This window comes from Micromonospora sp. C81 (assembly GCF_018070425.1).
Classification (GTDB): domain Bacteria; phylum Actinomycetota; class Actinomycetes; order Mycobacteriales; family Micromonosporaceae; genus Micromonospora; species Micromonospora zamorensis.
The window spans coordinates 1-22,605 of the sequence record NZ_JAGPXS010000020.1; the positions used below are offsets into that span (position 1 = coordinate 1).

General features: G+C 71.0%; 19 protein-coding genes and 1 pseudogene. 13 read left to right on the top strand and 7 right to left on the bottom strand.

Translation table 11 applies throughout. From position 1 onward, the window contains the following. Window positions 1-122 (bottom strand): annotated as a pseudogene (locus tag KBX46_RS33335) (dTDP-glucose 4,6-dehydratase); the annotation flags it as partial. 166 nt (window positions 123-288) lie between these two features. Between KBX46_RS33335 and KBX46_RS26425 the strand changes: the two are divergent. From KBX46_RS26425 to KBX46_RS26455, 7 genes are all read left to right on the top strand, one after another. After that, complete coding sequence (locus KBX46_RS26425) at window positions 289-1,548, top strand: hypothetical protein (RefSeq protein ID WP_307871506.1); 1,260 nt, start codon at window positions 289-291, stop codon at window positions 1,546-1,548. A gap of 1 nt (window position 1,549) precedes the next feature. Next, complete coding sequence (locus KBX46_RS26430; protein ID WP_210794522.1) at window positions 1,550-2,398, top strand: glycosyltransferase; 849 nt, start codon at window positions 1,550-1,552, stop codon at window positions 2,396-2,398. Further along, window positions 2,398-3,474, top strand: coding sequence for a glycosyltransferase family 4 protein (locus tag KBX46_RS26435; RefSeq protein WP_210794524.1), 1,077 nt, complete (start codon window positions 2,398-2,400; stop codon window positions 3,472-3,474). The genes KBX46_RS26430 and KBX46_RS26435 overlap by 1 nt, the downstream gene beginning before the upstream one ends. Window positions 3,475-3,538: 64 nt before the next feature. After that, window positions 3,539-4,453, top strand: a complete 915-nt coding sequence (locus KBX46_RS26440; protein WP_308159698.1) for a glycosyltransferase — start codon at window positions 3,539-3,541, stop codon at window positions 4,451-4,453. Continuing rightward, entirely contained in the window at window positions 4,453-5,319 is an 867-nt protein-coding gene (locus KBX46_RS26445) for a glycosyltransferase (protein WP_210794526.1), read from the top strand. The genes KBX46_RS26440 and KBX46_RS26445 overlap by 1 nt, the downstream gene beginning before the upstream one ends. Before the next feature lie 44 nt (window positions 5,320-5,363). Further along, a complete protein-coding gene (locus KBX46_RS26450) occupies window positions 5,364-6,641 on the top strand; it encodes an acyltransferase (protein WP_210794528.1) in 1,278 nt (425 codons plus the stop codon). 48 nt (window positions 6,642-6,689) lie between these two features. Beyond that, the gene (locus KBX46_RS26455; RefSeq protein WP_210794529.1) at window positions 6,690-8,342 is read left to right on the top strand and encodes a hypothetical protein; all 1,653 of its coding nucleotides are present in this window, start codon (window positions 6,690-6,692) and stop codon (window positions 8,340-8,342) included. A 16-nt stretch (window positions 8,343-8,358) separates the two neighbouring features. Here the strand turns inward: KBX46_RS26455 and KBX46_RS26460 are convergent, their stop codons facing one another. Together KBX46_RS26460 and KBX46_RS26465 are read right to left on the bottom strand one after the other, a co-directional pair. After that, the gene (locus KBX46_RS26460; RefSeq protein ID WP_210794531.1) at window positions 8,359-9,879 is read right to left on the bottom strand and encodes an O-antigen ligase family protein; all 1,521 of its coding nucleotides are present in this window, start codon (window positions 9,877-9,879) and stop codon (window positions 8,359-8,361) included. Between the two features lie 23 nt (window positions 9,880-9,902). Continuing rightward, window positions 9,903-11,123 (bottom strand): hypothetical protein, encoded by a 1,221-nt coding sequence (locus KBX46_RS26465; protein WP_247668230.1) that lies wholly within the window; start codon window positions 11,121-11,123, stop codon window positions 9,903-9,905. A 178-nt stretch (window positions 11,124-11,301) separates the two neighbouring features. Between KBX46_RS26465 and KBX46_RS26470 the strand changes: the two genes are divergently transcribed. The 6 genes from KBX46_RS26470 to hutH are packed head-to-tail and all read left to right on the top strand — an operon-like array spanning window position 11,302 to window position 19,114. Then, a complete protein-coding gene (locus KBX46_RS26470) occupies window positions 11,302-12,153 on the top strand; it encodes a MurR/RpiR family transcriptional regulator (RefSeq protein WP_210794534.1) in 852 nt (283 codons plus the stop codon). 17 nt (window positions 12,154-12,170) lie between these two features. Beyond that, on the top strand, window positions 12,171-13,829 hold the full coding sequence (gene hutU, locus KBX46_RS26475; protein ID WP_210794535.1) for a urocanate hydratase: 1,659 nt from the start codon (window positions 12,171-12,173) through the stop codon (window positions 13,827-13,829). Next, the gene (locus KBX46_RS26480; protein WP_210794537.1) at window positions 13,826-15,028 is read left to right on the top strand and encodes an allantoate amidohydrolase; all 1,203 of its coding nucleotides are present in this window, start codon (window positions 13,826-13,828) and stop codon (window positions 15,026-15,028) included. Before hutU ends, KBX46_RS26480 begins: the two co-directional genes overlap by 4 nt. Next, window positions 15,019-16,386 (top strand): formimidoylglutamate deiminase, encoded by a 1,368-nt coding sequence (locus tag KBX46_RS26485; RefSeq protein ID WP_210794538.1) that lies wholly within the window; start codon window positions 15,019-15,021, stop codon window positions 16,384-16,386. The genes KBX46_RS26480 and KBX46_RS26485 overlap by 10 nt, the downstream gene beginning before the upstream one ends. Continuing rightward, a complete protein-coding gene (gene hutI, locus KBX46_RS26490; RefSeq protein ID WP_210794540.1) occupies window positions 16,383-17,579 on the top strand; it encodes an imidazolonepropionase in 1,197 nt (398 codons plus the stop codon). The genes KBX46_RS26485 and hutI overlap by 4 nt, the downstream gene beginning before the upstream one ends. After that, complete coding sequence (hutH, locus tag KBX46_RS26495; RefSeq protein WP_210794541.1) at window positions 17,576-19,114, top strand: histidine ammonia-lyase; 1,539 nt, start codon at window positions 17,576-17,578, stop codon at window positions 19,112-19,114. Before hutI ends, hutH begins: the two co-directional genes overlap by 4 nt. Before the next feature lie 93 nt (window positions 19,115-19,207). Here hutH and rdgB read toward each other — a convergent pair whose 3' ends face one another. The 4 genes from rdgB to KBX46_RS26515 form a co-directional block, all read right to left on the bottom strand. Next, on the bottom strand, window positions 19,208-19,825 hold the full coding sequence (gene rdgB / locus KBX46_RS26500) for an RdgB/HAM1 family non-canonical purine NTP pyrophosphatase (RefSeq protein ID WP_088946439.1): 618 nt from the start codon (window positions 19,823-19,825) through the stop codon (window positions 19,208-19,210). A 52-nt stretch (window positions 19,826-19,877) separates the two neighbouring features. Further along, window positions 19,878-20,603: a ribonuclease PH gene (gene rph, locus KBX46_RS26505; protein WP_099850933.1), complete on the bottom strand. Its 726-nt coding sequence runs from the start codon at window positions 20,601-20,603 to the stop codon at window positions 19,878-19,880. Window positions 20,604-20,669: 66 nt separating this feature from the next. Continuing rightward, window positions 20,670-21,413 (bottom strand): MBL fold metallo-hydrolase, encoded by a 744-nt coding sequence (locus tag KBX46_RS26510; RefSeq protein WP_088946437.1) that lies wholly within the window; start codon window positions 21,411-21,413, stop codon window positions 20,670-20,672. Window positions 21,414-21,637: 224 nt separating this feature from the next. Then, entirely contained in the window at window positions 21,638-22,603 is a 966-nt protein-coding gene (locus KBX46_RS26515; protein ID WP_088946436.1) for a PLP-dependent cysteine synthase family protein, read from the bottom strand. Between the last annotated feature and the right edge of the window lie 2 nt (window positions 22,604-22,605).

Sequence of the window (22,605 nt, forward strand, 5' to 3'; positions counted from 1 at the left end):
ACGGTCACGACCGCCGGCTCGAGCGGCGGCACGCCGTCGGCACTGCCGAGGGGCTTGCCCAGCAGCAGGCGAACGTACTCCGACCCGATGAATCCGGCTCCGCCGGTGACGAGGATCCTCACGGGTCGGGAAGTCTACGCCGACCGTTCGGCGGCGGCGGCACGTGTTCTGGCACTGCCGGTTAGGGCCGCCCGGACGATTGCAGGTGCAACAGCGTTCCGGTAGAAAGTGCCAGCGACGTACGACTCGTCGTGTTGCACGTGTCGAAAAACGGGGGCGAGAAACGGCGTGTCGCTGGTCAATGCTGCTCGGCCATCGCCGGGTCCGGACACCACACCACCGCCCGGCCGCCGCATAGCGGGCCTGATCCGGCGACTGATCGCACCCGAGCGGCTGTACATCGGAGCGCTCGGTCTGACCGGCCTGGCGGCGGTCCTGTCGGTGGCGCTGCCGCCGGCGGAGCGCGGTGAACTCTCCGCGAACATGGTGAGCGCGACACTGGGCGCGGCCGTCGGTGGTCTGTCCCTGGACACGTTCCTGCTGTCCAGGCCGGGCGGCTGGGTCTTCTCCCGGGGGCGTCCCTGGGTCCTTGCGATGCTGGCGTCCTCGATCCTGCTCTCCGTCGTCGCCGCAGCCGTACTCACCGCGGTCGCCGGGATCGGCAGTTACCTGGTCGGCGTGGGGTCGGCCGCAGGTCTGACGATCTTCAACACGGTCTCGTCGATCGCGCTGCGGCAGAAGGGCTTCATGGCCGTCTACTCGCTGCGGGCGGCGAGCGGCGCGGTCCTGGTCGGTGGTTACGTCGGGCTGTACTTCGCCGGCTACCTCGACGGCGGCCTGTGGAGCATGGTCTGGCTGGTCGTCCAGTGGGTCAGCGCGCTGGCGGTGTGCGGCCTGGTGCTGGGGATGCTCCGGCGGATCGGGCGCGCGCCACGGGCGCAGGCGACCGGGGTGGACTACCGCGCCGACCTGGCCGCCGTCGGCAACCTCCATCTCGGGATCTTCGCCCAGATGATGACGCTCCGGTTCAACCAGATCCTGGTGGCCCGGTTCGTCGGGGCCGGCCCACTCGGCGTGTACGCCCTGGCGGTCGCCGCACTGGAGTTCGCGCAGGCCGGTGCCGTCGTACGGGCGCAGCGAATCCTGGCCAGCCGGGATGGCACGGATGGGCCCGACCCCACCCGAGCCGTGGTCACCGCGGCCCTGCCGGTCGCCCTGGCGGCCGTCCTCGGGCTCGGCGTGCTCGGTTACCTCCAACCCGAGTACCGGCACGCCTGGATCCTCGGCCTTGTCCTCCTGCCCGGTTCGCTGGCCACCGCCGCCGGCAAGAGCTGGAGCGCCCTGCTGCTGAAGAGGCGGGGCGAGCGGGCGACGACTGTGGTCGCCATGATCACCTTGGCGTTCGCGATCCCCGCGTACTTTGCGATCATCCCGTGGGCGGGTGTGTTCGGGGCGGCGATCGCCTCGACGCTCGCCTACGTCGTACACGCCTTCGCCTCCAGAGCGAGCCTGCGACGAGCGCAGTCGCCGAATCATGGGACGGTTTGACATGGATGTCTCGATTGTTGTCCTCGCGTGGGAGGACTTTGAGCGCACCCGCGCCTGTGTCCTGTCGCTGCCGTCGGAGGCGGAGATCGTTGTCGTCGACAACGGCAGCTCACTGCACATCCAGGAGTCGCTCAGCGAGTTCTGCGCCCAGCAGGGCGTCCAGTACGTCCAGTCCGGCTCCAACCTGGGATACGCGCGAGGAATGAACCTCGGCGTGCGCCACACGAGCCGGTCGAACGTGATCCTCTCCAACAACGACATCATCGTGCACGCCGACGCCGTGGCCCGGCTGCTGGCCGCCCTGCAGGACCCGAAGGTGGGCGCGGCCTTCCCGGGCGTCGTCACGCCTTCCGGGGTGTCGCAGACCGAGGGTGGGCGGTTCCTGGGCCTGGGCGTCGGTTTCGCCCACGCCACCGGGCTGAGCCTCGTGCTGCCGAACCTGCGGATCGTCGCGCCACCGGAGAAGGCGGACTGGCTGACCGGGCCCTTCGTCGCCATGCGCCGGAGCACCTTCGACGCCATCGGCGGCGTCGACGAGACCTCGTTCTTCTACTCCGAGGACATGCGGCTGTGCTGGGCCGTCCGTCAGCAGGGCCTGCGACTGGCGTACGTCCCGGAGGCCGTGATCATGCACGAGGACGACGCGACCGCGAAGCGGCGCTGGTCCGAGGAGGAGATCTCCCAGCGCCGCACCCGGGAGTTCATCCGGGCGAGCCGGACCATGGGCGGCCGGCGCGGCCGCATCGCCACGACCGCGTACGTGGGCGGGGTGCTGCTGCGCGCTGCGGTGGGAGGAAACCCGGTCCGCCGCGCCATCGCGCGTGGCGCCGTCGAGGGACTGCGTGCCTGATGAAGGTGTTGTTCGTCTGCACGACGGGCGGCTCGGGCCGGCGGCAGCTCGGTGGCGCCGAGCGCATCCTGACGGAGATCATCCCGGCTCACGCACGTACCGGCCTCGACGTCATCGCCGCCACCTCGGACGACGAGGTGGGCTACGCGCTGCGTGAGGCCGGGGTGCCGTGGATCGGGCTCAGCGCGACCAGCCGGGTCGATCTCGGCTACGCTCGGGAGATCCGCCGCCTCGTCAACGAGGTCCAGCCGGACGTGGTCTGTGCTCATCTGCTGTCGGCGGCGATGCACTCCCGGGCAGCGCTGAGCATGGAACGCAGGCGGACCCCACTCGTCGTCACCCTGCACAACAGTCTCTGGCAGTACCGGGACACGGCCGGGTCGTTCCAGCAGAAGGCGCTCATCCAGTCCAACATCACGCTGGACCTGGCCATGCGTCGCGCCCGTCCACACGCGACGGTGGCGGTGTCCGAGTTTGAGGCCGCCGAACTGCGCGAGCGTGGCGGTGTCAAGAACATCCACCTGATCCCCAACCCGCTGCCCGTCACGTGGCCCAGCCCGAAGCCGCACACCCCACAGCCGGGTCGCCGGCCGGTGGTCGGCTATCTCGGCCGGCTGGAGAAGGAGAAGGGGGTCGATCTCCTGTCCGAGATCGCCGCTCTCCTCCCCGAGTTGGACTTCAAGGTCGCTGGCGCAGGCACGCTGCCGATCGCCCCCCAGCCGAACCTCGACCTCGTCGGCCGGGTCGTCGCAGCGGACTTCCTCCAGGGGATCGACTGCCTCGTGGTGCCGTCCCGGGTCGAGTCGTTCGGGCTCAGCGCGCTGGAGGCGTTGTCGCTCGGCGTACCCGTGGTGCACACCGGCGCCGGCGGCCTCGCCGAGGTCACCCGGCATGCGACGGGCACCCTGGCGTTCCAGGCGGACCTGGCGCCGGCCGCGCTCGCCGACGCCATCCGGCAGGCCGTCGGCCGCCGAGCCGTCGACGAGGCCCAGCGGGTGGCCGAGTGGTACGCCCAGGAGTACGCCTTCGACCGGTGCGTCCAGCGGTGGCAGAGCCTGTACAGGTCCCTCCTGTGACGGGGATGCCGTCGCCCGACCGGTTGTCCGCACGTGATCCGCAAACAGTGAGGGAGGTGTCCGCGTGACAGAGACGTTGACGATCGTCACGGTTCTCTACCGGTCCAGCGACATGCTCGCCGAGACGCTCCCCACCTGGGTACGCGCCGCCGACGGGCTACCGGTGAGATTCATCTTCGCCGACAACTGGCCGGAGGACGAGAGCGCGAAGGTCATCGCCGACTGTCTGGACGACGACCGGTACGAGTATCTCCCCGACTCGTCGAACCCTGGCTTCGCCGCCGGCTGCAACCGAGCCGTCGCCGCGGTGCGGACGAGCCACGTCCTACTGCTGAACCCGGACGTCTGGTTGCCGGAGGACGCGCTGGCCCGCCTTTTCGCCGCCATCGCGGCGGACCCGGACAGCCCGATCGCCGTGGGTCTCGCGATGCACGGGGGCGAGTACGTCGGCATCGATCTGCACCCGGTCTCGCTCTTCATCGACCGGTCGGTGACGGTGCCGCGCGGACCACTCGGTCCGTCCGGTGGGGCGGCTGTCTTCCCCACCGCCCTCTTCCACCGCTTCGGCGGGTTCTACGAGCACCTGTTCGCCTGGGGTGAGGATGCCGACCTGGCGTTCCGCCTCTACGCGGCGGGCCTGCGGACCCGGCGGCTGGACTTCATGCTCCCGCACGCCGGTGGCCACAGCGTCGAAGGCGACAACAAGCTCCAGGGATTCCGGGCGTTCCTGCTGGCCCGCAATCGCCTCCTGGTCGCCGCGCGGACCTTCACCTGGCCGCTGATGCTCGTCGCGATACCGGTCCTCGCCCTGGCGCACGTGGCGCTGGCCGCCCGACGTGCCCGTCAGGGCCTGCTCCGCCCCTTCCTGCGCGGCGTGGGGCGTGGCCTGCTGGAGGGGCCTGCGGCCCGCCGGCAGTGGAAGGGCAAGCGATTCGGCTTTGCAACCCTGATCAGCTATCTGAGAGTTCGGAGCGCGTGATGTCAGGACACCCGTGGAGTGTCGTAACGGTCACCTACAACTCTGCGGACACGCTCCGGCGGTGCTGGAGCGGTGTCCACAAGCCCTATGAGTGGATCGTCGTCGACAACAACTCCGCCGACGACTCGGCCGCCGTGGCGGAGGAGCTGGGTGCCCGGGTCATCCGGTTGCCGGAGAACGTGGGCTTCTCCAAGGCCAACAACGTTGGCGTACGGCAGACGGCGAGCGAGTACGTGCTGTTCGCCAACCCGGACCTCGAGATCGGGCCGGACGGGTTCGCAACCATGCAGCGCCACCTCGACGTGCACGGTGGTCTGGTCGCGCCTCAGCTGCTCGCGACTGACGGCACGCCCCAGCCCAACGGCCGCGGTTTTCCTTACGCCACGGCGAAGCTGGGTAACCGGAAGATCTGGCCGCTGTCCCGGATGCACGCGAACTACCGGGTGGTGGCGAACGACGGCGAGGCCGTCTACGTGGCGTGGGTCATGGGTGCGGCGGTGGCCGCTCGCACCGCGGACTTCATCGCGATGGGTGGCTGGAACGACAAGTTCTTCCTCTACTACGAGGATCACGAGCTGGGGCTCCGGGCGTGGCGGCACGGCATGCCGGTCGCCCTGCTCGGCGACGTCCGCTGGACCCACCACTGGGCCCGCGCGACCAACTCGTTCCAGTGGTCCCGCGCGCACACCCTGGAACTGCAGAGCGCGAGGACCTTCTTCGGGATGTTCCCGGAGTTCCTGATCGGGTTGCCGACCGCGGCTCGGCGTAACCCGCATGCGGCCCGCCTGATCGGTTCGCCGGTGCCAGCGCAACGGGGCACGGGTGGGTCCGTACCGACGCCAGCTTGGCCGGCAGCGTCCAGCTAGTGTCCGCGTTCTCCCTTCGCCAGCGGGTGATGCGACGAACGACCATGTCGCAGCCATTGGCCGAGGCGTATCGTGGACGTGCGAACAGTTTCGGGGCCCTGCGGCTCGCGTTCGCACTCGCCGTGGTGCTCTCGCACGCGGCCGCGCTCGGCTTCGGGCGGCCGCTCTTCCGACAGGTCGACCTGGGCGACGTGGCGGTAGCCGGATTCTTCACGATCTCCGGGTTCCTGATCGTCCGTTCCGCTCGACGCAGCTCGGTGCCCCGCTTCCTGTGGCACCGGGCTCTGCGGATCTGGCCCGGCCTGTGGATCTGCCTGCTGGTGACGGGCCTGGTCGTCGCACCCCTGCTCCACCTCGATCGGCACGGCACGCTCGACGGACTGTGGCGGAGCCCCGGTGGCGTGCTCGAATACCTGCGGCAGAACTGGTGGGGTGGCCTCCGCCAGTTCGGTATCGCCGACCTGTTGCAGGGCGACACGCCGTACTGGCGGTGGCAGGGTGGCAACACGATCAATGGGTCACTGTGGACCCTCGGTTACGAGATCGTCTGTTATTTGCTGGTCGCCATGCTGGCGGCGCTCACCTTCCTGCGCCGGCAGTTGCGCTGGCTCGTGCTGCTCGCCGCGTTCGCCGTCTACGGGGTGATCTGCTGGAACTACGTCCTGCACGGCACCAACGGGCAGGGGCTCAGCGACGGGCAGGGCATCTGGGCGACGGGGACGATCGGCCCCCTACCGCTGCTCGGCGCGCTCCAGAAGACCGACCTGCTCTGGTTCGGCTTCATGTTCCTCCTCGGCGGGGTAGCTGAGCTGTACAGCGACCGTCTGCCGATCAACGATCTGCTGGGGGTGCTCGCCCTCGTCGTCTTCGGGTGTTCCGCCGTCAGCGGGCACTTCTTCGGCCCGGGGCTGGTCGCCTATGCGTACGCCATCCTCTGGCTCGCCGTGCGGCTGCCAAAGGCGCTGCACCGGGTCGGAAATCGCAACGACTACTCGTACGGGGTTTACATCTACTCGTTCGTGGTGCAACAGGTCATGGCCACGCTCGGGGTGCAGGCGATCGGTCTCACCGGCTTCTTCCTGGTCAGCGCCATGGTCACTCTCGGAATCGCGTTGCTCTCCTGGCACCTCGTCGAGGAGCCGGCGTTGCGGCTGAAGAACTGGACGCCAGCCATGCTGCGTGAGCCGGAAGACCAGCCGACACCGCGCGACGATGGTAGCCCGACCGGTGACGGACCGCCCGGGAGCATCATCGCGCCAGTCGATCGCTTCCGCAGCCCCGGAACCGGCCGCGAATCTGCTGTGGCACCAACGGCTGGTTAGGGACGACATGACGCTCCGCTCTTCCCGACGACGCCGTCAGGTTGGAGCATGACGCATGGTCGTTCCGCACTCGGGATGGGAATCGGTGTGGTCGTACAACTCGTCCGTGAGGACGTGAGCCGTTCCGACGCGTCGGCGGTGCCTGCGACCAGGCGCCGTGGCAAGCCGGCGGACTGGATCGCGATGGCCGTCCTGGTGGCTCTGATCCCGGTGATCCACGACCTCAGGACCACGCTCACGGCGTCGTACTGGCTCGACGAGGCGTGGGTCGCGCTATCGGTACGGCTGCCGCTCAGCGATCTGCCGGTGGCGACCTCGTCGACCCCGCTCGGGTGGAGTTTCCTGCTGCAACTGGTGCCGGACACCGATTACCTGCGGGTGGTGCCGATCGCGTTCCATGGGCTCTCGGTTGTCGCCGCGTACGTGCTCGGTCGGTCCCTGCACTGGCCGACGCAACGCCTCAGGGTCGTCGCGGGGTTCGTCTCCGGGGCGGCGGTGCTGCTCCTGCCTGCGCAGCAGATCCGCCACGATCTCAAGCAGTACACGGCCGACGCCGCCGTCACCGTGGCTCTGCTCGCGCTAGGTGCCTGGGCCGAGCGCACCTGGTCGCGCAGACGGCTCCGGGTGATCACGGCGGCGGTCACCGGGGGGATGTTGTTCAGTCACGTGACCGCGATCGCCGCCCCATGTGTGTTCGGCGGGTTGCTGCTGGTCACCGCGATGCGGCAGCAGTGGGCCCGGCTGCGGGAGGTGGTCGCGGCAGGGCTCTGCACGGTCACCATCATCGTGATCATCTATTTCAGCATCTCCGCCCAGGGCAAGAACGACGCGATGCAGCGGTTCTGGGCCGACAGTTTCCCCAGCCTCACCGAGCTGCCCGGTTACCTCGGCCAGCAAATCGACGCCCTGACCCCGGTGCTGGGCGCACCCGCCCTTGTCGTCGGCGGTCTGCTCGTCGCCGGCGTCGTCACCATCGTCCGACAGGGCCGTCCCGCCTGCGCGACCGCGGTCGTCCTGCTGCCCGTGGCGGTGACAACACTGGGAGTCGCCAGGTCCTATCCGCTGTTGGAGCTTCGTACCTCCCACTTCCTGCTCGTCACGACGGCCACGGTGGCCGGCATCGGCGTCGTCGGCCTTGCCCACGGTGTGGTTACACTGGTACGACGCTGGGTCCCCCAGTTGCCGCCCACCGTGGCGACCGTGGCGATCTGCGCGGTCATGCTGACCACGTTCGGAGTGCACAACGAACGCTGGTACCGGTTCGACGGCAACAAGTCGGGGCTCTACTACCTCGCCATGTCGGTGACCGACATCCGTTCGTCGACGGAGTACGTGGCCACGCACCGGTCCCGCAACGACGTCGTCGTGGTGAACGCGGGGGCCTGGTACGGCTTCGCCTTCTACTCCAAGCCCGACCCGGTCAAGATTGTCGCGCGATACGGCAACACCGTCGGTTGGTGGGTGGACATGCCGACCCGATCCGATGTCGTGGTGGTCCGGGACCTCGACGAGCAGGCGATCCGCGCCGGCCTCACCCAGGCCCTGGCCCTGGCAGGACGACGTGGTGGCGCCCGGATCTGGCTTATCCGCTCACACGTCATCGGCGAGGAGGCGAATGCCTGGCGGACGGTTCTCGCCGACTACCGCGTCGAGCAGGCCTTCGACGGAGTCGAACCGGTCATGCTGATCAGCGAGGGCTGACCAAGCCGCCCTGCGGCTACCGCGTCAGGGACCGTCCCTCAGCCGACCGCGGCCGGGGTGGATTGCCCGCTGGCTGCCCCGTCGACCGCGGCGTGTCCGCCCCGGCGAGCGCGACCGCCAGGACGAACACGGCAACCGCTCCGAGCCAGAGCCAGGCGTCGAAGAAGAAGATCTGTGCCGCGAGCCCGACCAGGAGGATGCGGGTCGTCACCGAACGCAGGCGCCACCAGAGCATCGTCAGCAGCGACAACAGGCCGGCCAGGCCGAGCAACCCGTAGTTGTACCAGAAGGTCAGGTAGGTGTTGTCGAAAACCTGCGCCTCACCATCACCGATGGCGACCCTCTCCAGGTAACGGACATTTGACTCGGGACCGTTGCCGAACACCACTGTCGACCAGTCCTTGGTGATGCCGTTCCAGACCACGCTGATTCGGGCGAAGCGCGCGTTCGCGCTGGCCGACTGCAGGGGGTCGGAGATGCGCGACTCTGCCGCGCCGGCGGGATCGGCAGGCCCCTTGGCGGGGCCGGAGGAGCCCGGGGGGGACGTGCCGGAGCCCGGTGCGGGAGTGGGTGTCGTCGGCGACCCGGGAAACCAGGTCGGCCCGGGTGCGGCAGTGGTGATGAACGAGAAGGCCGATGGTTTGACGGCCACCAGCATCAGGGCCGTCGCGGCGATGAGGATCGCGCTGCCTACACCGCGCCAGGAGATCGTGCGCCACTGCAACAGCAGCCAGAGCGCGAGGGCGAGTACGATGCCCACCCATGCGCTGCGGGTGCCGGAGAGCACCAGCCCCACGAGGTTCGCGACGACGGGGACGTACCAGTATTTTCCCCGGATGGTCAGCGCGATGAGAGCCATCGCCATCGCGAAGCTGCCGTAGATGATGGGATGTCCCGAGATTCCCACCGCGCGGGTCGCGTCGAACGCCGACGTGTAGGTCCAGTGGTAGGCGAGTTGGTCGAAGATCGGCCAGCTCAGGGTGATCGTCTGATACTTGGCGAACGCGGCGACGGGAACGCTGAACCAGGTGAGCCACTCGGCGATCCGGATGATCAGCTGTCGATCGCGACGGGCTTCCTCGATGACATGCCAGCAGAGCACACCGACACAGGCGAGCGGGGCGAGACCGACGACGATCGGCTTGACCCCGTGCCAGTGCACCAGACCGGAGATCAGCCCACACAGCGGGAGGACGAGCACCGCCAGGATGACGTTCCGCCGCCACCCGTCGCGCTCGGCGCGCAGCAGGCGCCCCCAGACCGCGAGGACGAACAGGAGCAGCAGCAGGGTGTACGACGGGTTGGTGGGGTAGCCGAAGTTGATGGTGACCGGGATCGCGAAGGCGACGATGAACACCGCCCAGGTGATCCGGACAGCGTCGAGCAGCACCCAACCGAGCACGGCACCGACGGCGACTCCGACCGACAGATCCCACCTGCCGACCACCAGGAACGCGACGGCGAGCACGCCCAGGCCGATGCCGAGAATGCGGTCCAAGCCCCCCGTGCCCTTGACCTTTTCGGCCAACGAACGCATCCCCCGATTGTTGTTGTCCACGATCAGCTACCGCGGCGCCACAGATCCCGCAGAGCGTCCCAGTTGCCAGCGATGCCCTGCTCGCAGGGCGTTTCGACGTAGTAGGCGCCGTTGGAGTTGTCCGGGTCCCACCAGAGACCGCAGATCGGCTTTCCATCCCCGCCGTCGAAGGCGTACTCAAGATAGCTGCCGGCCGTGTTGGTCACGCCGCCAGTCGTGCGGGTCGCCTCACGCATGCCTGGTGCCAGCGAAGCGCCGGAGAAGTTGAGCCCCAACCGGAACTTGCGCGCAGCGGACTTCTGAGTGTCACCCGGGTACAGCACGAAGTGCAACCACGCACCGCTGTGGTCGCAGAAGACGTGTTGCTTCTCGTCCGAGGGCAACTTCGGCGCACCGGGAGTGTTGTACGACACACACCCGCCGATTCGGCTCAGCCAAGGCTTGGCCAAGGGTGCCAGCTCGCCCTGGAAGGTGCTGGTGTTGATGGAGAGCTGGGTGGCCTCGTACGGCGAGAGGGAGGCACTGGCCGATGGTGTCGGCGAGTCTCCCCCGCCAGCGCCAGCCTTGCCGACGAAGAACCCCGCTGCTCCGGCAATCAACGCGATCACCAACGCGCCTACCGGCAGGATCCACTTGGGCCGCTTCGGATCGCGTCGCACCGGCGCGATCCGACGAGCCGTACCGCCGAACGGGTCGTGCGGGGCCGGGAACGGCGCAGGAGTGCTGGTGACCACGGGCGGCCCGCTCTGCGAGGCCACGGGTGAAGTGGGCGCCCCGGAGACGGGATGTGGGGATGCGGACACCGGCTGCCCGGAGACCGGGCTCGCGTGCATCGCCCAGGGGAGCTGCGGCGGATGCGCTGCCAGCTCCGGCGCACCGGAGACCGACTTCGGCGGCCCACTGACCTGCTGCGGCACGCCGGACACCGGCGGCGCCGAGGAGGGCGGCGCCGAGACCGGCAGGTCGGGCACCGGCTGGTAGTCCATACCGAGGCTCTGGAAGAGCCGCTGCGGGGCGTGCCCCTCGTTGGCCCGGTAGGCCACCCAGGGGTGGGCGGCGGAAAGGTCGGCATCCGCGTATGGGTGGCCGCCGGCGGCCTGGGCCAGCGCGTTGGCCGCCGCGGCAAAGGCCGTCCGCCAGCGCTCGTCGGACGCGGCAACCCCGTCCAAGACGGCCACTGTGGCGAACTGGCCTTCCCCGTCGACCGCGGCCCAGGCCTTGCCAACCTGACACGCGCCCAACATATGGGTGTACCTGTATGGGCTCTCCGCCTGCATCCCACTCCTCCGCTCAAGCGCCGAGCGGATCCTACAGAGCCGACGCCATCTCAGCGTCCCGCCGGTCGGCCGTGCGACAGCTCAGGAGAACGGACGGTTGCGGCAAACCTTGCCGACTGAAAGTTTTGATGCATAGAGTCACGGCGTGAATGAAGAAGCGGCTGCGGCGTCGGTCGAGCAGGTGCTCGACCTGTTCGACGGGGTGCGCCTCACCCCCACCCAGCGCCGCATCGCGCACTGCCTCGTGCAGCACGCCCCCGCCGTGGCGTACCTGTCCGCCGCCGAGGTCGCCGAGTTGGCCGGGGTCAGCCAGCCGTCGGTCACCCGGTTCGCCGTCGCGCTCGGCCACGACGGCTACCCGGCGCTGCGCCGCCGGCTGCGCGACCTCACCATCGCAACGCCGGCCGGATCGGCGGACAGTGGAAACGAACTCCAGCAGGCGGTACGCGCGGAGATGGGAAACCTGGACCGGCTGGCCGCTCAGCTCGCCGACCGGGACCGGATCGCCGAGACCGGGCGGCTGCTCGCCGAGAGCCGCCCACTGCCGGTGCTCGGCCTGCGCGCCGCAGCGCCGCTGGCCGCGTACTTCGCCTACTTCGCGGCCAAGGTGCACCCGGACGTACGGGTCCTCGACGACGGCGGCAGCCTGCTCACCGACCGGCTGGAGCAGGCGGCCGAGGCCGGTGCGTCCGCCGTGCTCGCCTTCGTGCTGCCCCGCTACCCACGGGAGACCCTGGACGCGCTGCGCGACGCCCGCGCCGCCGGGCTGACCGTGGTGGCGATCACCGACTCACCGGTCAGCCCGGCCACCGAGCACGCCGACGTGGTGCTCGCCGCGGCTGTCGGCGCGCAGCTCGTCTTCGACCTGCACACCGCACCGATGACCCTGGCCATGGTGCTGTTGCAGGCGATCTGCGACGCCACCCCGGCCGACACCCAGCGCCGACTGGAGGCGTTCGAAGCCTCCGCGGCCCGCCGACAGTTGTTCCTCGGTTGACCGGAGGAGAACCAGAGATGACCCAGCCCATTCGTGCCGCACGGGGCAGCCAGCTCACCACCCGGGGGTGGCAGCAGGAGGGCGCCCTGCGGATGTTGATGAACAACCTCGACCCCGAGGTGGCCGAACGCCCCGACGACCTGGTGGTCTACGGCGGCACCGGCAAGGCGGCGCGGGACTGGCCGTCGTACCACGCGTTGGTCCGCACGCTGACCGACCTGCGTGAGGACGAGACGATGCTGGTGCAGTCGGGTCGCCCGGTCGGGGTGATGCGTACGCACGAGTGGGCACCCCGGGTGCTGCTGGCCAACTCGAACCTGGTGGGCGACTGGGCGACCTGGCCGGAGTTCCGCCGGCTGGAGCAGCTGGGCCTGACCATGTACGGGCAGATGACCGCCGGTTCGTGGATCTACATCGGCACCCAGGGCATCCTCCAGGGCACCTACGAGACGTTCTCGGCGGTGGCCGCCAAGCGGTTCAACAGCACTCTCGCGGGGACGCTGACGCTGACCGCCGGATGCGGTGGGATGGGCGGCGCGCAGCCCCTCGCGGTCACCATGAACGGCGGCGTCTGCCTGATCGTCGACGTGGACCGCACCCGGCTCGACCGTCGGGTGCACGACCGCTACCTGGACGAGGTCGCCGACTCCCTGGACGACGCGGTCGCGCGGGTCCTCGCCGCGAAGCGGGATCGCCGGGCACTGAGCGTCGGCGTGGTCGGCAACGCCGCCGAGGTCTTCCCGGAGCTGCTCACCCGTGGCGTCGAGATCGACATCGTGACCGACCAGACCAGCGCGCACGACCCACTGGCGTACCTGCCGGTGGGGGTGGAGCTGGCAGACGCCCGCGACTACGCCGCGGCGAAGCCGGCCGAGTTCACCGACCGGGCCCGGGCGTCAATGGCCCGGCACGTGGCGGCGATGGTCGGTTTCCTCGACGCCGGGGCCGAGGTGTTCGACTACGGCAATTCGATCCGGGGCGAGGCGCAGCTTGCCGGCTACCAGCGAGCCTTCGACTTCCCGGGCTTCGTGCCCGCGTACATCCGGCCGTTGTTCTGTGAGGGCAAGGGGCCGTTCCGGTGGGCGGCGCTCTCCGGCGACCCGGCCGACATCGCGGCCACCGACCGGGCGATCCTGGAACTGTTCCCGGAGAACGAGTCGCTGGCCCGTTGGATCAAGCTGGCCGGCGAGCGGGTCGCCTTCCAGGGCCTGCCGGCCCGGATCTGCTGGCTCGGTCAGGGCGAGCGGGACAAGGCGGGTGTGCGGTTCAACGACATGGTCGCCTCCGGCGAGCTCTCCGCGCCGGTCGTGATCGGCAGGGACCACTTGGACACCGGCAGCGTGGCCAGCCCGTACCGGGAGACCGAGGGCATGGCCGACGGCTCCGACGCGATCGCCGACTGGCCGCTGCTCAACGCCATGGTCAACACCGCCAGCGGCGCCTCGTGGGTGTCCATCCACCACGGCGGTGGGGTGGGCATCGGCCGGTCGATCCACGCCGGGCAGGTGTGCGTGGCCGACGGCACCGCCCTGGCCGGCCAGAAGATCGAGCGGGTGCTCACCAACGACCCGGCGATGGGCGTCATCCGGCACGTCGACGCTGGCTACGACTCGGCCCGCGAGGTCGCGGAGCGAACCGGGGTCCGTGTGCCGATGACGGAAGGCGGACCGGCATGAGCGACGACCTTGCTGCCCGGTTCCGGGAGTTGTGGGACGAGATCGCGCCGGTCGGGCGGGACGCCGACAGCGGCGGCTACCTGCGGTACGCGTTGACCGCCCCGGAGATCGAGCTGCGCGGCTGGTTCCGCGCACAGGCTGAGCAACGTGCCATGCCGGTCATCGAGGACGGCAACGGCAACCTCTTCGCCCACTGGGGTGACCCGGAGGGCGAGGATGCCGTGCTCACCGGCAGCCACTTCGACTCGGTGCCGCACGGCGGGGCGTACGACGGGCCGCTCGGCATCGTCAGCGCGTTCCTCGCCGTGGACGAGCTGCGCGCCGCCGGGGTGACCCCGGACCGGCCGCTGGTGCTGGCGGCGTTCGTGGAGGAGGAGGGTGCGCGCTTCGGCGTACCGTGCCTGGGGTCGCGGCTGCTCACCGGGGCGCTGCCGCCAGAGCGCGCGGCCGGCCTGCGCGACGCGGCCGGGGTGAGTTTCGCCGAGGCGCTCGGCGACAAACCGGCGGGCGCCCGCCCGGAGCTGCTGGGCCGGTTCGGCGCCTTCGTGGAGTTGCACGTCGAGCAGGGCCGCGCGCTCGTCGACACCGACGCGCCGGTCGCGGTGGCCAGCGCGATCTGGCCGCACGGCCGGTGGCGCTTCGACGTCGACGGCGAGGGCAACCACGCGGGCACCACCCGGATGGCCGACCGCCGCGACCCGATGCTGACGTACGCGTTCACGGTGCTGGCGGCCAACAAGGAGGCCCGGCTGCGCGGCGCGCACGCCACAGTGGGTCGGGTCTCCGTCGAACCCAACGCCACCAACGCCATCCCGTCGAGGGTGACCGGTTGGCTGGACGCCCGGGCCGCCGACCCGCAGACCCTCGCCGGCCTGGTGGAGGCGGTGCGCGGCAAGCTCGCCGAGCGGGCGCGGCGCGACGGTACGGCGGTGACGGTCACCGAGGAGTCGGCGACCCCGCTGGTCGCCTTCGACGGCGGGCTGGCGCAACGGCTGGCCGCGCTGCTCGATGCGCCGGTGCTGCCCACCGGTGCGGGACACGACGCCGGTGTGCTCGCCGGGCACCTGCCCACCGCGATGCTCTTCGTGCGCAACCCGACCGGGGTGTCGCACTCCCCCGCCGAGGCAGCCACCGACGACGACTGTGCCGCCGGGGTCCGGGCGCTGGCCCGGGTGTTGAAGGAGCTGACATGCCGGTGACACCGACCCGCTGGCTCGCCGAGTACGCCTGGCTGCCCGAGCACGCCGAACCCACGCCCGACGTGCTGATCGAGGTCGAGGACGGCCGGATCAGCGCAGTGACGCCACTGACGCCCGAGAGTCAGCCACCGGCCGGGGTCGAGGTGCACGCCGACGCGGTGCCGCTGCCCGGCCTGACCCTGCCCGGCCTGTCCAACGTGCACTCACACGCCTTCCACCGGGCTCTGCGCGGGCGTACCCACGGGGGCCGGGGCGACTTCTGGACCTGGCGGGACCAGATGTACGCGGTGGCGGACCGCCTGGACCCCGACACCTACCTCGCCCTGGCCCGCGCGGTCTACGCCGAGATGGCGCTGGCCGGAATCACCTGTGTGGGCGAGTTCCACTACCTGCACCACCGGCCCGACGGCGGCGCTTACGACGACCCGAACGAGATGGGCGCTGCGCTGGTCGAGGCCGCCGCGCACGCCGGGATCCGGCTGACCCTGCTGGACACCTGCTACCTGACCTCCAGCGTGGACGGTCAGGCGCTCGCCGGCCCGCAGCGCCGGTTCGGTGACGGCGACGCGGCCCGCTGGGCGCAACGGGCATCGGCGTTCCAGCCGACGGACTCCCACGTCCGGGTCGGCGCGGCCGTGCACTCGGTGCGGGCCGTCCCGGCCGACCAGCTCCGAACGGTCGCCGACTGGGCCCGGGAACGACGGGCACCTCTGCACGTGCACCTCTCCGAGCAGCCCGCCGAGAACGACGAGTGCCGGGCCGTGCACGGGCGCTCGCCCACCGCGCTGCTCGCCGAGCACGGTGTGCTCGGGCCGGACACCACCGCCGTGCACGCCACCCACCCGACCAGCGCCGACCTGACGCTGCTCGGCGACAGCCGGACCGGGGTGTGCCTCTGCCCGACCACCGAGCGGGACCTCGCCGACGGCATCGGCCCGGCCCGCCTGATGGCCGACGCGGGGATCCGGCTGAGCCTGGGCAGCGACAGTCACGCGGTGGTCGACCTGTTCGAGGAGGCCCGGGCGGTGGAGCTGGACGAGCGCCTACGGACCCGCCGACGGGGCCACTTCGCGCCGGTCGACCTGCTGACGGCGGCCACGTCCGCCGGGCACGCCGCGCTGGGCTGGGCCGACGCCGGGAGGATCGCCGTCGGCGCCCGCGCCGACCTGGTGACGGTACGGCTGGACACCGCCCGCACCGCCGGGGTGCCGCCGGTGGGTGTGTTCTTCGCGGCCGCCGCGGCAGACGTCGAACAGGTCGTCGTGGACGGTCGGGTGGTGGTGACCGACGGCCGGCACCTGAGCGTGGACGTGCCCGCCGAGCTGTCGGCGTCGATCGAGGCGGTCACGCCCTCATGAGCAGCATGCTGGTCGACAACATCGGGGAGCTGGTCACCAACGGTGCCGGTGAGGGCCCGCTGGGCATTCGCCGCGACGCGGCAGTGCTGGTCGAGGAGGGCCGGGTGGCCTGGGTCGGGCCCTCCGCGTACGCGCCGGCGGCTGACCGGCGACTCGACGTCGGTGGGGCCGCCGTCCTGCCCGGCTTCGTGGACAGCCACGCCCACCTGGTCTTCGCCGGGGATCGCGCCGCCGAGTTCGCCGCCCGGATGGCCGGTGAGCCCTACACCGGCGGCGGCATCCGGACCACTGTCGGAGCGACCCGGGCCGCCACCGACGACGAGCTACGGGCCACCGTGCGCCGGCTGCGCGGGGAGGCGCTGCGCCAGGGCACCACGACCATGGAGATCAAGAGTGGGTACGGGCTGACCGTCGCCGACGAGGCCCGCTCGTTGCGGATCGCCGCCGAGTTCACCGAGGACACCACCTATCTCGGCGCGCACGTGGTCCCCGCCGAGTACGCCGACCGCCCGGACGACTACGTGGGGCTGGTCTGCGGCCCGATGTTGGCCGCCGCAGCGCCGCACGCCAAGTGGATCGACGTGTTCTGCGAGCGGGGTGCCTTCGACGTGGACCACGCCCGGGCGATCCTGGCCTGCGGGCAGGCCGTCGGGCTCGGTGTGCGGGTGCACGCCAACCAGCTCGGCCCCGGACCGGGCGTGCAGCTCGGCGTGGAGCTGGGCGCGGCCAGCGTGGACCACTGCACCTACCTGTCCGACGCCGATGTCGACGCGCTCGCGTCCTCCCTGGTCGACTGCATGTGCCATGAGGGTCCGCACACCAGCACCGTCGCGACCCTGCTTCCCGGCGCGGAGTTCTCCACCCGCTCGCCCTACCCGGACGCCCGCCGGCTGCTCGACGCCGGTGTCACAGTGGCGCTGGCGACGGACTGCAACCCCGGCTCCTCGTACACCTCGTCGATGGCGTTCTGTGTGGCCCTGGCGGTCCGCGAGATGCGGATGACCCCGGCGGAGGCGGTCTGGGCCGCGACCGCCGGTGGCGCGCGGGCGCTGCGCCGCGACGACATCGGTGTCCTCACCCCCGGCGCGCGGGCCGACCTCGTGGTCCTGGACGCGCCGTCCTACCTGCACCTGGCCTACCGGCCCGGTGTCCCCCTGATCCGCCAGGTAATGCGCAACGGAGTAACGCCATGACGACCGTGACCATCCAACCCACCGGAATCTCCGCCGACGACGTTCTCGCGGTGGCCCGCGGCAGCGCCACGATCGTCCTCGACCCGGCAACCACCGACGCGATGGCGACCAGTCGGGCCATCGTGGACGGCATCGAGTCGTCCGGCCGTCCCGTCTACGGGGTCTCCACCGGGTTCGGGGCGCTGGCCAACACCTTCATCGCCCCCGAGCGGCGGGCTGAGCTGCAACACGCGCTGATCCGGTCGCACGCCGCCGGGGTGGGTGCCCCGATGCCGCGCGAGGTGGTCCGGGCCATGATGCTGCTGCGGGTCCGGTCGCTCGCCCTCGGCCGCTCCGGGGTCCGGCCGCTGGTCGCCGAGGCCCTGATCGACCTGCTCAACCACGACATCACCCCGTGGGTGCCGGAGCACGGCTCGCTGGGCGCCTCCGGTGACCTGGCGCCGCTGGCGCACTGCGCGCTGGTGCTGCTCGGTGAGGGCTGGGTCCTCGGCCCGGCCGGCGAGCGGCAGGACGCGGCCGACGCGCTGACCGCCGCCGGGCTCAAGCCGATCGAGCTGGCCGCCAAGGAGGGGCTGGCGCTGATCAACGGCACCGACGGCATGCTCGGCATGCTGCTGCTGGCCATCCACGACGCGGCGCACCTGTTCGCCATGGCCGACGTGACGGCCGCGCTGGCCATCGAGGCGATGCTCGGCTCCGAGCGACCGTTCCTGCCCGAGCTGCACGCCATCCGGCCGCACCCCGGCCAGGCCGCGTCGGCGGCGAACATCCACCGGCTGTTGCAGGACTCCCGGGTGATGGACTCGCACCGCGACGACCTGGCGCACGCCGTGCAGGACGCGTACTCGATGAGGTGTGCCCCGCAGGTGGCCGGCGCGGCCCGCGACACCCTGGACTTCGTCCGCACAGTCGCGGGTCGGGAGCTGGTGTCCGTTGTGGACAACCCGGTGGTGCTGCCGGACGGGCGGGTCGAGTCGACAGGTAACTTCCACGGCGCGCCGCTCGGCTTCGCCGCGGACTTCCTGGCCATCGCCGCGGCCGAGGTGGGCGCGATCGCCGAGCGTCGGGTGGACCGGCTGCTCGACGTCACCCGTTCCCGGGAACTGCCGGCGTTCCTCTCCCCCGACGCCGGGGTCAACTCCGGGCTGATGATCGCCCAGTACACGGCGGCGGGGATCGTCGCCGAGAACCGTCGGCTGGCCGCCCCCGCCTCGGTGGACTCCCTGCCCACCAGCGGCATGCAGGAGGACCACGTCTCGATGGGCTGGGCCGCGGCCAAGAAGCTGCGCACCGTGCTGGACAATCTCACCAGCCTGCTCGCGGTGGAGCTGCTGGCCGGCGTACGCGGTCTGCAACTGCGCGCCCCGCTGGAGCCGTCAGCGGCCGGGCGGGCGGCCGTCGCGGCGCTCGGCCCGGCGGCCGGCGAGCCCGGCCCGGACGTGTTCCTCGCCCCGGTGATGGAGGCGGCCCGCGCCGTCGTCGCCGGGCCGGAGTTGCGCGCCGCCATCGAACGGGAGGTCGGCCCGCTGGGCTGACCTCCGCCGGGTCGCTGTCGTCCGCCGCGGGTCAGGCGGCGGACGGCAGCACCTGGTGCCCGTCAGGCGGCGGGCGGCAGGACTTCGCGCCCGTCAGTTGGCCGGCGGCAGGACCTTGGCGATCAGCTTGGCCAGCTCGCGCAGCGCCTTGCCGCGGTGGCTGATGGCGTCCTTCTCCGCCGGGGTCAGCTCCGCGTTGGTCCGGTCCTGTCCGTCGCCCAGGAAGATCGGGTCGTAGCCGAACCCACCGTCGCCGCGCGGGGCACGCAGCACCCGCCCGGACTGCCGGCCGTCGACCAGGTGCTCCTTGCCGCCGGGCAGCACCAACGCCACGGTGCAGACGAACGACGCCGCCCGCTGCTCGTCGGGCACGTCGCCGATCTGGTCCAGCACCAGCTGGAGGTTGGCCTGGTCGTCGCCGTGTCGGCCGGACCAGCGGGCGCTGAACACCCCCGGCATCCCGTTGAGCGCGTCGACCGCGAGCCCGGAGTCGTCGGCGATCGTCGGGAGCCCGGTCTGCCGGCACCCCTCCCGCGCCTTGATCAGCGCGTTCTCGCCGAAGGTAAGACCGGTCTCTGGCAGCTCCGCGTACTGCTCGACGTCGTCCAGCCCGAGCAGGGCGATCCGGTGCGCGCCGAGCGCGCCGTCCAGGATCCGCTGAAGCTCCACCAGCTTCTTGCGGTTACGGGTGGCGAGCAGGACCTTGTTCATGCTGAGACACCTTTGTTCGCGACTGCGGGGCTCGCAAGCTCACTCCTCACGCTCACCCGAGTGCCTTCCGCTGGGCTTCGGCCAACTCGGCGCAGCCGGCGACGGCCAGGTCGAGCAGACTGTCGAGCTGGTCGCGGGCGAACACGCCCGCCTCACCGGTGCCCTGCACCTCGACGAAGTCACCCGCGCCGGTGCACACCACGTTCATGTCCACCTCGGCGGCGACGTCCTCCTCGTAACAGAGGTCAAGCCGCGCCTCGCCGGCGATGATGCCCACGCTGACCGCGGCCACCGACCGGTGCATCACCTTCTCCGGCTTACCCGCCAACGACTTCCGGGCGGCGAGCCAGCCCACCGCGTCGTGCAGCGCGACGTACGCGCCGGTGATCGCCGCCGTGCGGGTGCCACCGTCGGCCTGGAGCACGTCGCAGTCCAGCACGATCGAGTTCTCGCCGAGAGCCTTGAGGTCGATGCTGGCCCGCAGGCTGCGGCCGATCAGCCGGGAGATCTCGTGGGTGCGACCACCGACCCGGCCCTTGACGCTCTCCCGGTCGGAGCGGGTGTTGGTGGCCCGCGGCAGCATCGCGTACTCGGCGGTCACCCAGCCGAGCCCGGAGCCCTTGCGCCAGCGGGGCACCCCCTCGGTGACGCTCGCCGTGCAGAGCACCCGGGTGCCGCCGAACTCGACGAGCACCGAGCCCTCCGGATGGGTGCTCCAGCCTCGGGTCAGGGTCACCGGTCGGAGTTGAGAGGGCCCTCGCCCGTCAGGTCGCGCCATACCTGCACCCTATGCGGTGCGACGGTCCACCTCCGCCGGGGTGTCCCGCCGGCAAGGCGCGGGAGGTCAGACGTCGTAACTCGCCCCGGGCCGGACCACGTCGATCGGTCCGGTGTACGCGGCGGCGGCCGACTCCAACGTGTGCGCCTCGCTGCCCCAGGCCGCGACCAGGTGGGTGAGCAGCAGCCGACCCACCGCGGCCTTGGTCGCCGTCTCGCCGGCCTCCCGGCCGGTCAGGTGCAGATCCGGTGGGTTGTCCACCCCGTCGAGATAGCTGGCCTCGCAGAGGAAGACGTCGGCGTTCTGGGCCAGCCGCAGCAACGCGTCGCAGGACGCCGTGTCCGACGAGTAGCACAGGGACCGACCGTCGTGCTCCAGCCGCACCCCGTACGTCTCCACCGGGTGGTTGACCCGGTCGACGGTGACAGTGAACGGGCCGATCGGGAAGGTGCCCGGCTGAAGGGCGTAGAACTGGTACACGTCCTCCACGGTGCCCTCGTCGCCGTAGGCGGCACTGAGCCGGTCCGGTGCGCCGGAGGGCGCGTACACCGGAAGCGCCGGGTAGGGGCCGTCCGGGGCGTACCGGCGGACCACCACGTACGTCACGGCGTCGAGGATGTGGTCACAGTGCAGGTGGGTCAGCAGGATCGCGTCCGGGGCGTGCAGCCCGGCGTATCGCTGGAGGCTGGACAGCGACCCGGAGCCGAAGTCGACCAGGAGCCGGAAACCGTCGGCCTCGACGAGGTAGGCCGAGCACGGTGACTCCGGGCCGGGAAAGCTGCCGGCGCAGCCGAGGACGGTCAGTCGCATCGAGTTGTCTCGCTGTCACTGTCAGTAGCATCCGTGGCGGCCGCAGTCCCAGCCATGATCTCTACCGACGCGTGCGTCACGCTGCGCAGCCTACGCCGGGGTGCCCGGCAGCAAGAATGATCCAACCGAAGTTGTCACGAACGTGACACCTGCTCACGGTGCCGTGGACAAGGCACGGGCCGCCGACGCAGATCGGCGGCCCGTGCCCGGGAAGACCACGTCGGTCAGGCCCAGAGCTGCCCCTCCAGGGCGTCCTCGGCATCCGACAGCGTGCCCCCGTACGCGCCGGTGGACAGGTACTTCCATCCGCCGTCGCAGACCACGAAAGCCACGTCGGCGCGCCGGCCGTCGCGGACCGCCTCGTGCGCCACCGCGAGCGCGGCATGCAGGATGGCCCCGGTGGAGAACCCGGCGAAGATGCCCTCGACCTCCACGAGCTGCCGGGTACGCAGCACCGCGTCCCGGGTGCCGACCGAGAACCGCCGGGAGAGCACCGAGGCGTCGTACAGCTCCGGCACGTACCCCTCGTCGATGTTGCGCAGGCCGTAGACCAGCTCGCCGTACCTCGGCTCGGCGGCCACGACCTGAATGCCGTCGACCTTCTCCCGCAGGTAGCGTCCGGTGCCCATCAGCGTGCCGGTGGTGCCCAGCCCAGCCACGAAGTGCGTGATGGTGGGCAGGTCGTGCAGCAGTTCCGGCCCGGTCGTCTCGTAGTGCGCCCGGGCGTTGGCCTCATTGCCGTACTGGTAGAGCATCACCCAGTCGGGGTGCTCGGCGGCGATCTGCTTGGCGGTGGCGACCGCCTGGTTGGAACCACCCGCCGCCGGCGAGAAGATGATCTCGGCCCCGTACATCCGGAGCAGTTGGACCCGCTCCGTGGAGACGTTCTCGGGCATCACGCAGACCAGTCGGTAACCGCGCAGCTTGGCCACCATCGCCAACGAGATGCCGGTGTTGCCACTGGTCGGTTCGAGGATGGTGTCACCGGTGCGGAGCCGGCCGGCCTCCTCCGCCGCACGGACCATGAACAGCGCCGCGCGATCCTTGATGCTGCCGGTCGGGTTCCGATCCTCCAGCTTGGCCCAGAGCCGCACCGGCGGCGCCCCGTCGGGCACCGTCGGCGAGAGCCGGGGCAGGCCGACGAGCGGCGTACCCCCGCAGGCGTCCAGCAGACTGTCGTACCGCGCCATGG

Coding starts and splice junctions, on each gene's coding strand:
- KBX46_RS26430 (WP_210794522.1), top strand. CDS start 1,550: ATGGATGTCTCGATTGTTGTCCTCGCGTGGGAGGACTTTGAGCGCACC.
- KBX46_RS26435 (WP_210794524.1), top strand. CDS start 2,398: ATGAAGGTGTTGTTCGTCTGCACGACGGGCGGCTCGGGCCGGCGGCAG.
- KBX46_RS26445 (WP_210794526.1), top strand. CDS start 4,453: ATGTCAGGACACCCGTGGAGTGTCGTAACGGTCACCTACAACTCTGCG.
- KBX46_RS26450 (WP_210794528.1), top strand. CDS start 5,364: ATGTCGCAGCCATTGGCCGAGGCGTATCGTGGACGTGCGAACAGTTTC.
- KBX46_RS26455 (WP_210794529.1), top strand. CDS start 6,690: ATGACGCATGGTCGTTCCGCACTCGGGATGGGAATCGGTGTGGTCGTA.
- KBX46_RS26460 (WP_210794531.1), bottom strand. CDS start 9,879: ATGCGTTCGTTGGCCGAAAAGGTCAAGGGCACGGGGGGCTTGGACCGC.
- KBX46_RS26465 (WP_247668230.1), bottom strand. CDS start 11,123: ATGTTGGGCGCGTGTCAGGTTGGCAAGGCCTGGGCCGCGGTCGACGGG.
- hutU (WP_210794535.1), top strand. CDS start 12,171: ATGACCCAGCCCATTCGTGCCGCACGGGGCAGCCAGCTCACCACCCGG.
- KBX46_RS26480 (WP_210794537.1), top strand. CDS start 13,826: ATGAGCGACGACCTTGCTGCCCGGTTCCGGGAGTTGTGGGACGAGATC.
- KBX46_RS26485 (WP_210794538.1), top strand. CDS start 15,019: ATGCCGGTGACACCGACCCGCTGGCTCGCCGAGTACGCCTGGCTGCCC.
- hutI (WP_210794540.1), top strand. CDS start 16,383: ATGAGCAGCATGCTGGTCGACAACATCGGGGAGCTGGTCACCAACGGT.
- hutH (WP_210794541.1), top strand. CDS start 17,576: ATGACGACCGTGACCATCCAACCCACCGGAATCTCCGCCGACGACGTT.
- rdgB (WP_088946439.1), bottom strand. CDS start 19,825: ATGAACAAGGTCCTGCTCGCCACCCGTAACCGCAAGAAGCTGGTGGAG.
- rph (WP_099850933.1), bottom strand. CDS start 20,603: ATGGCGCGACCTGACGGGCGAGGGCCCTCTCAACTCCGACCGGTGACC.
- KBX46_RS26510 (WP_088946437.1), bottom strand. CDS start 21,413: ATGCGACTGACCGTCCTCGGCTGCGCCGGCAGCTTTCCCGGCCCGGAG.
- KBX46_RS26515 (WP_088946436.1), bottom strand. CDS start 22,603: ATGGCGCGGTACGACAGTCTGCTGGACGCCTGCGGGGGTACGCCGCTC.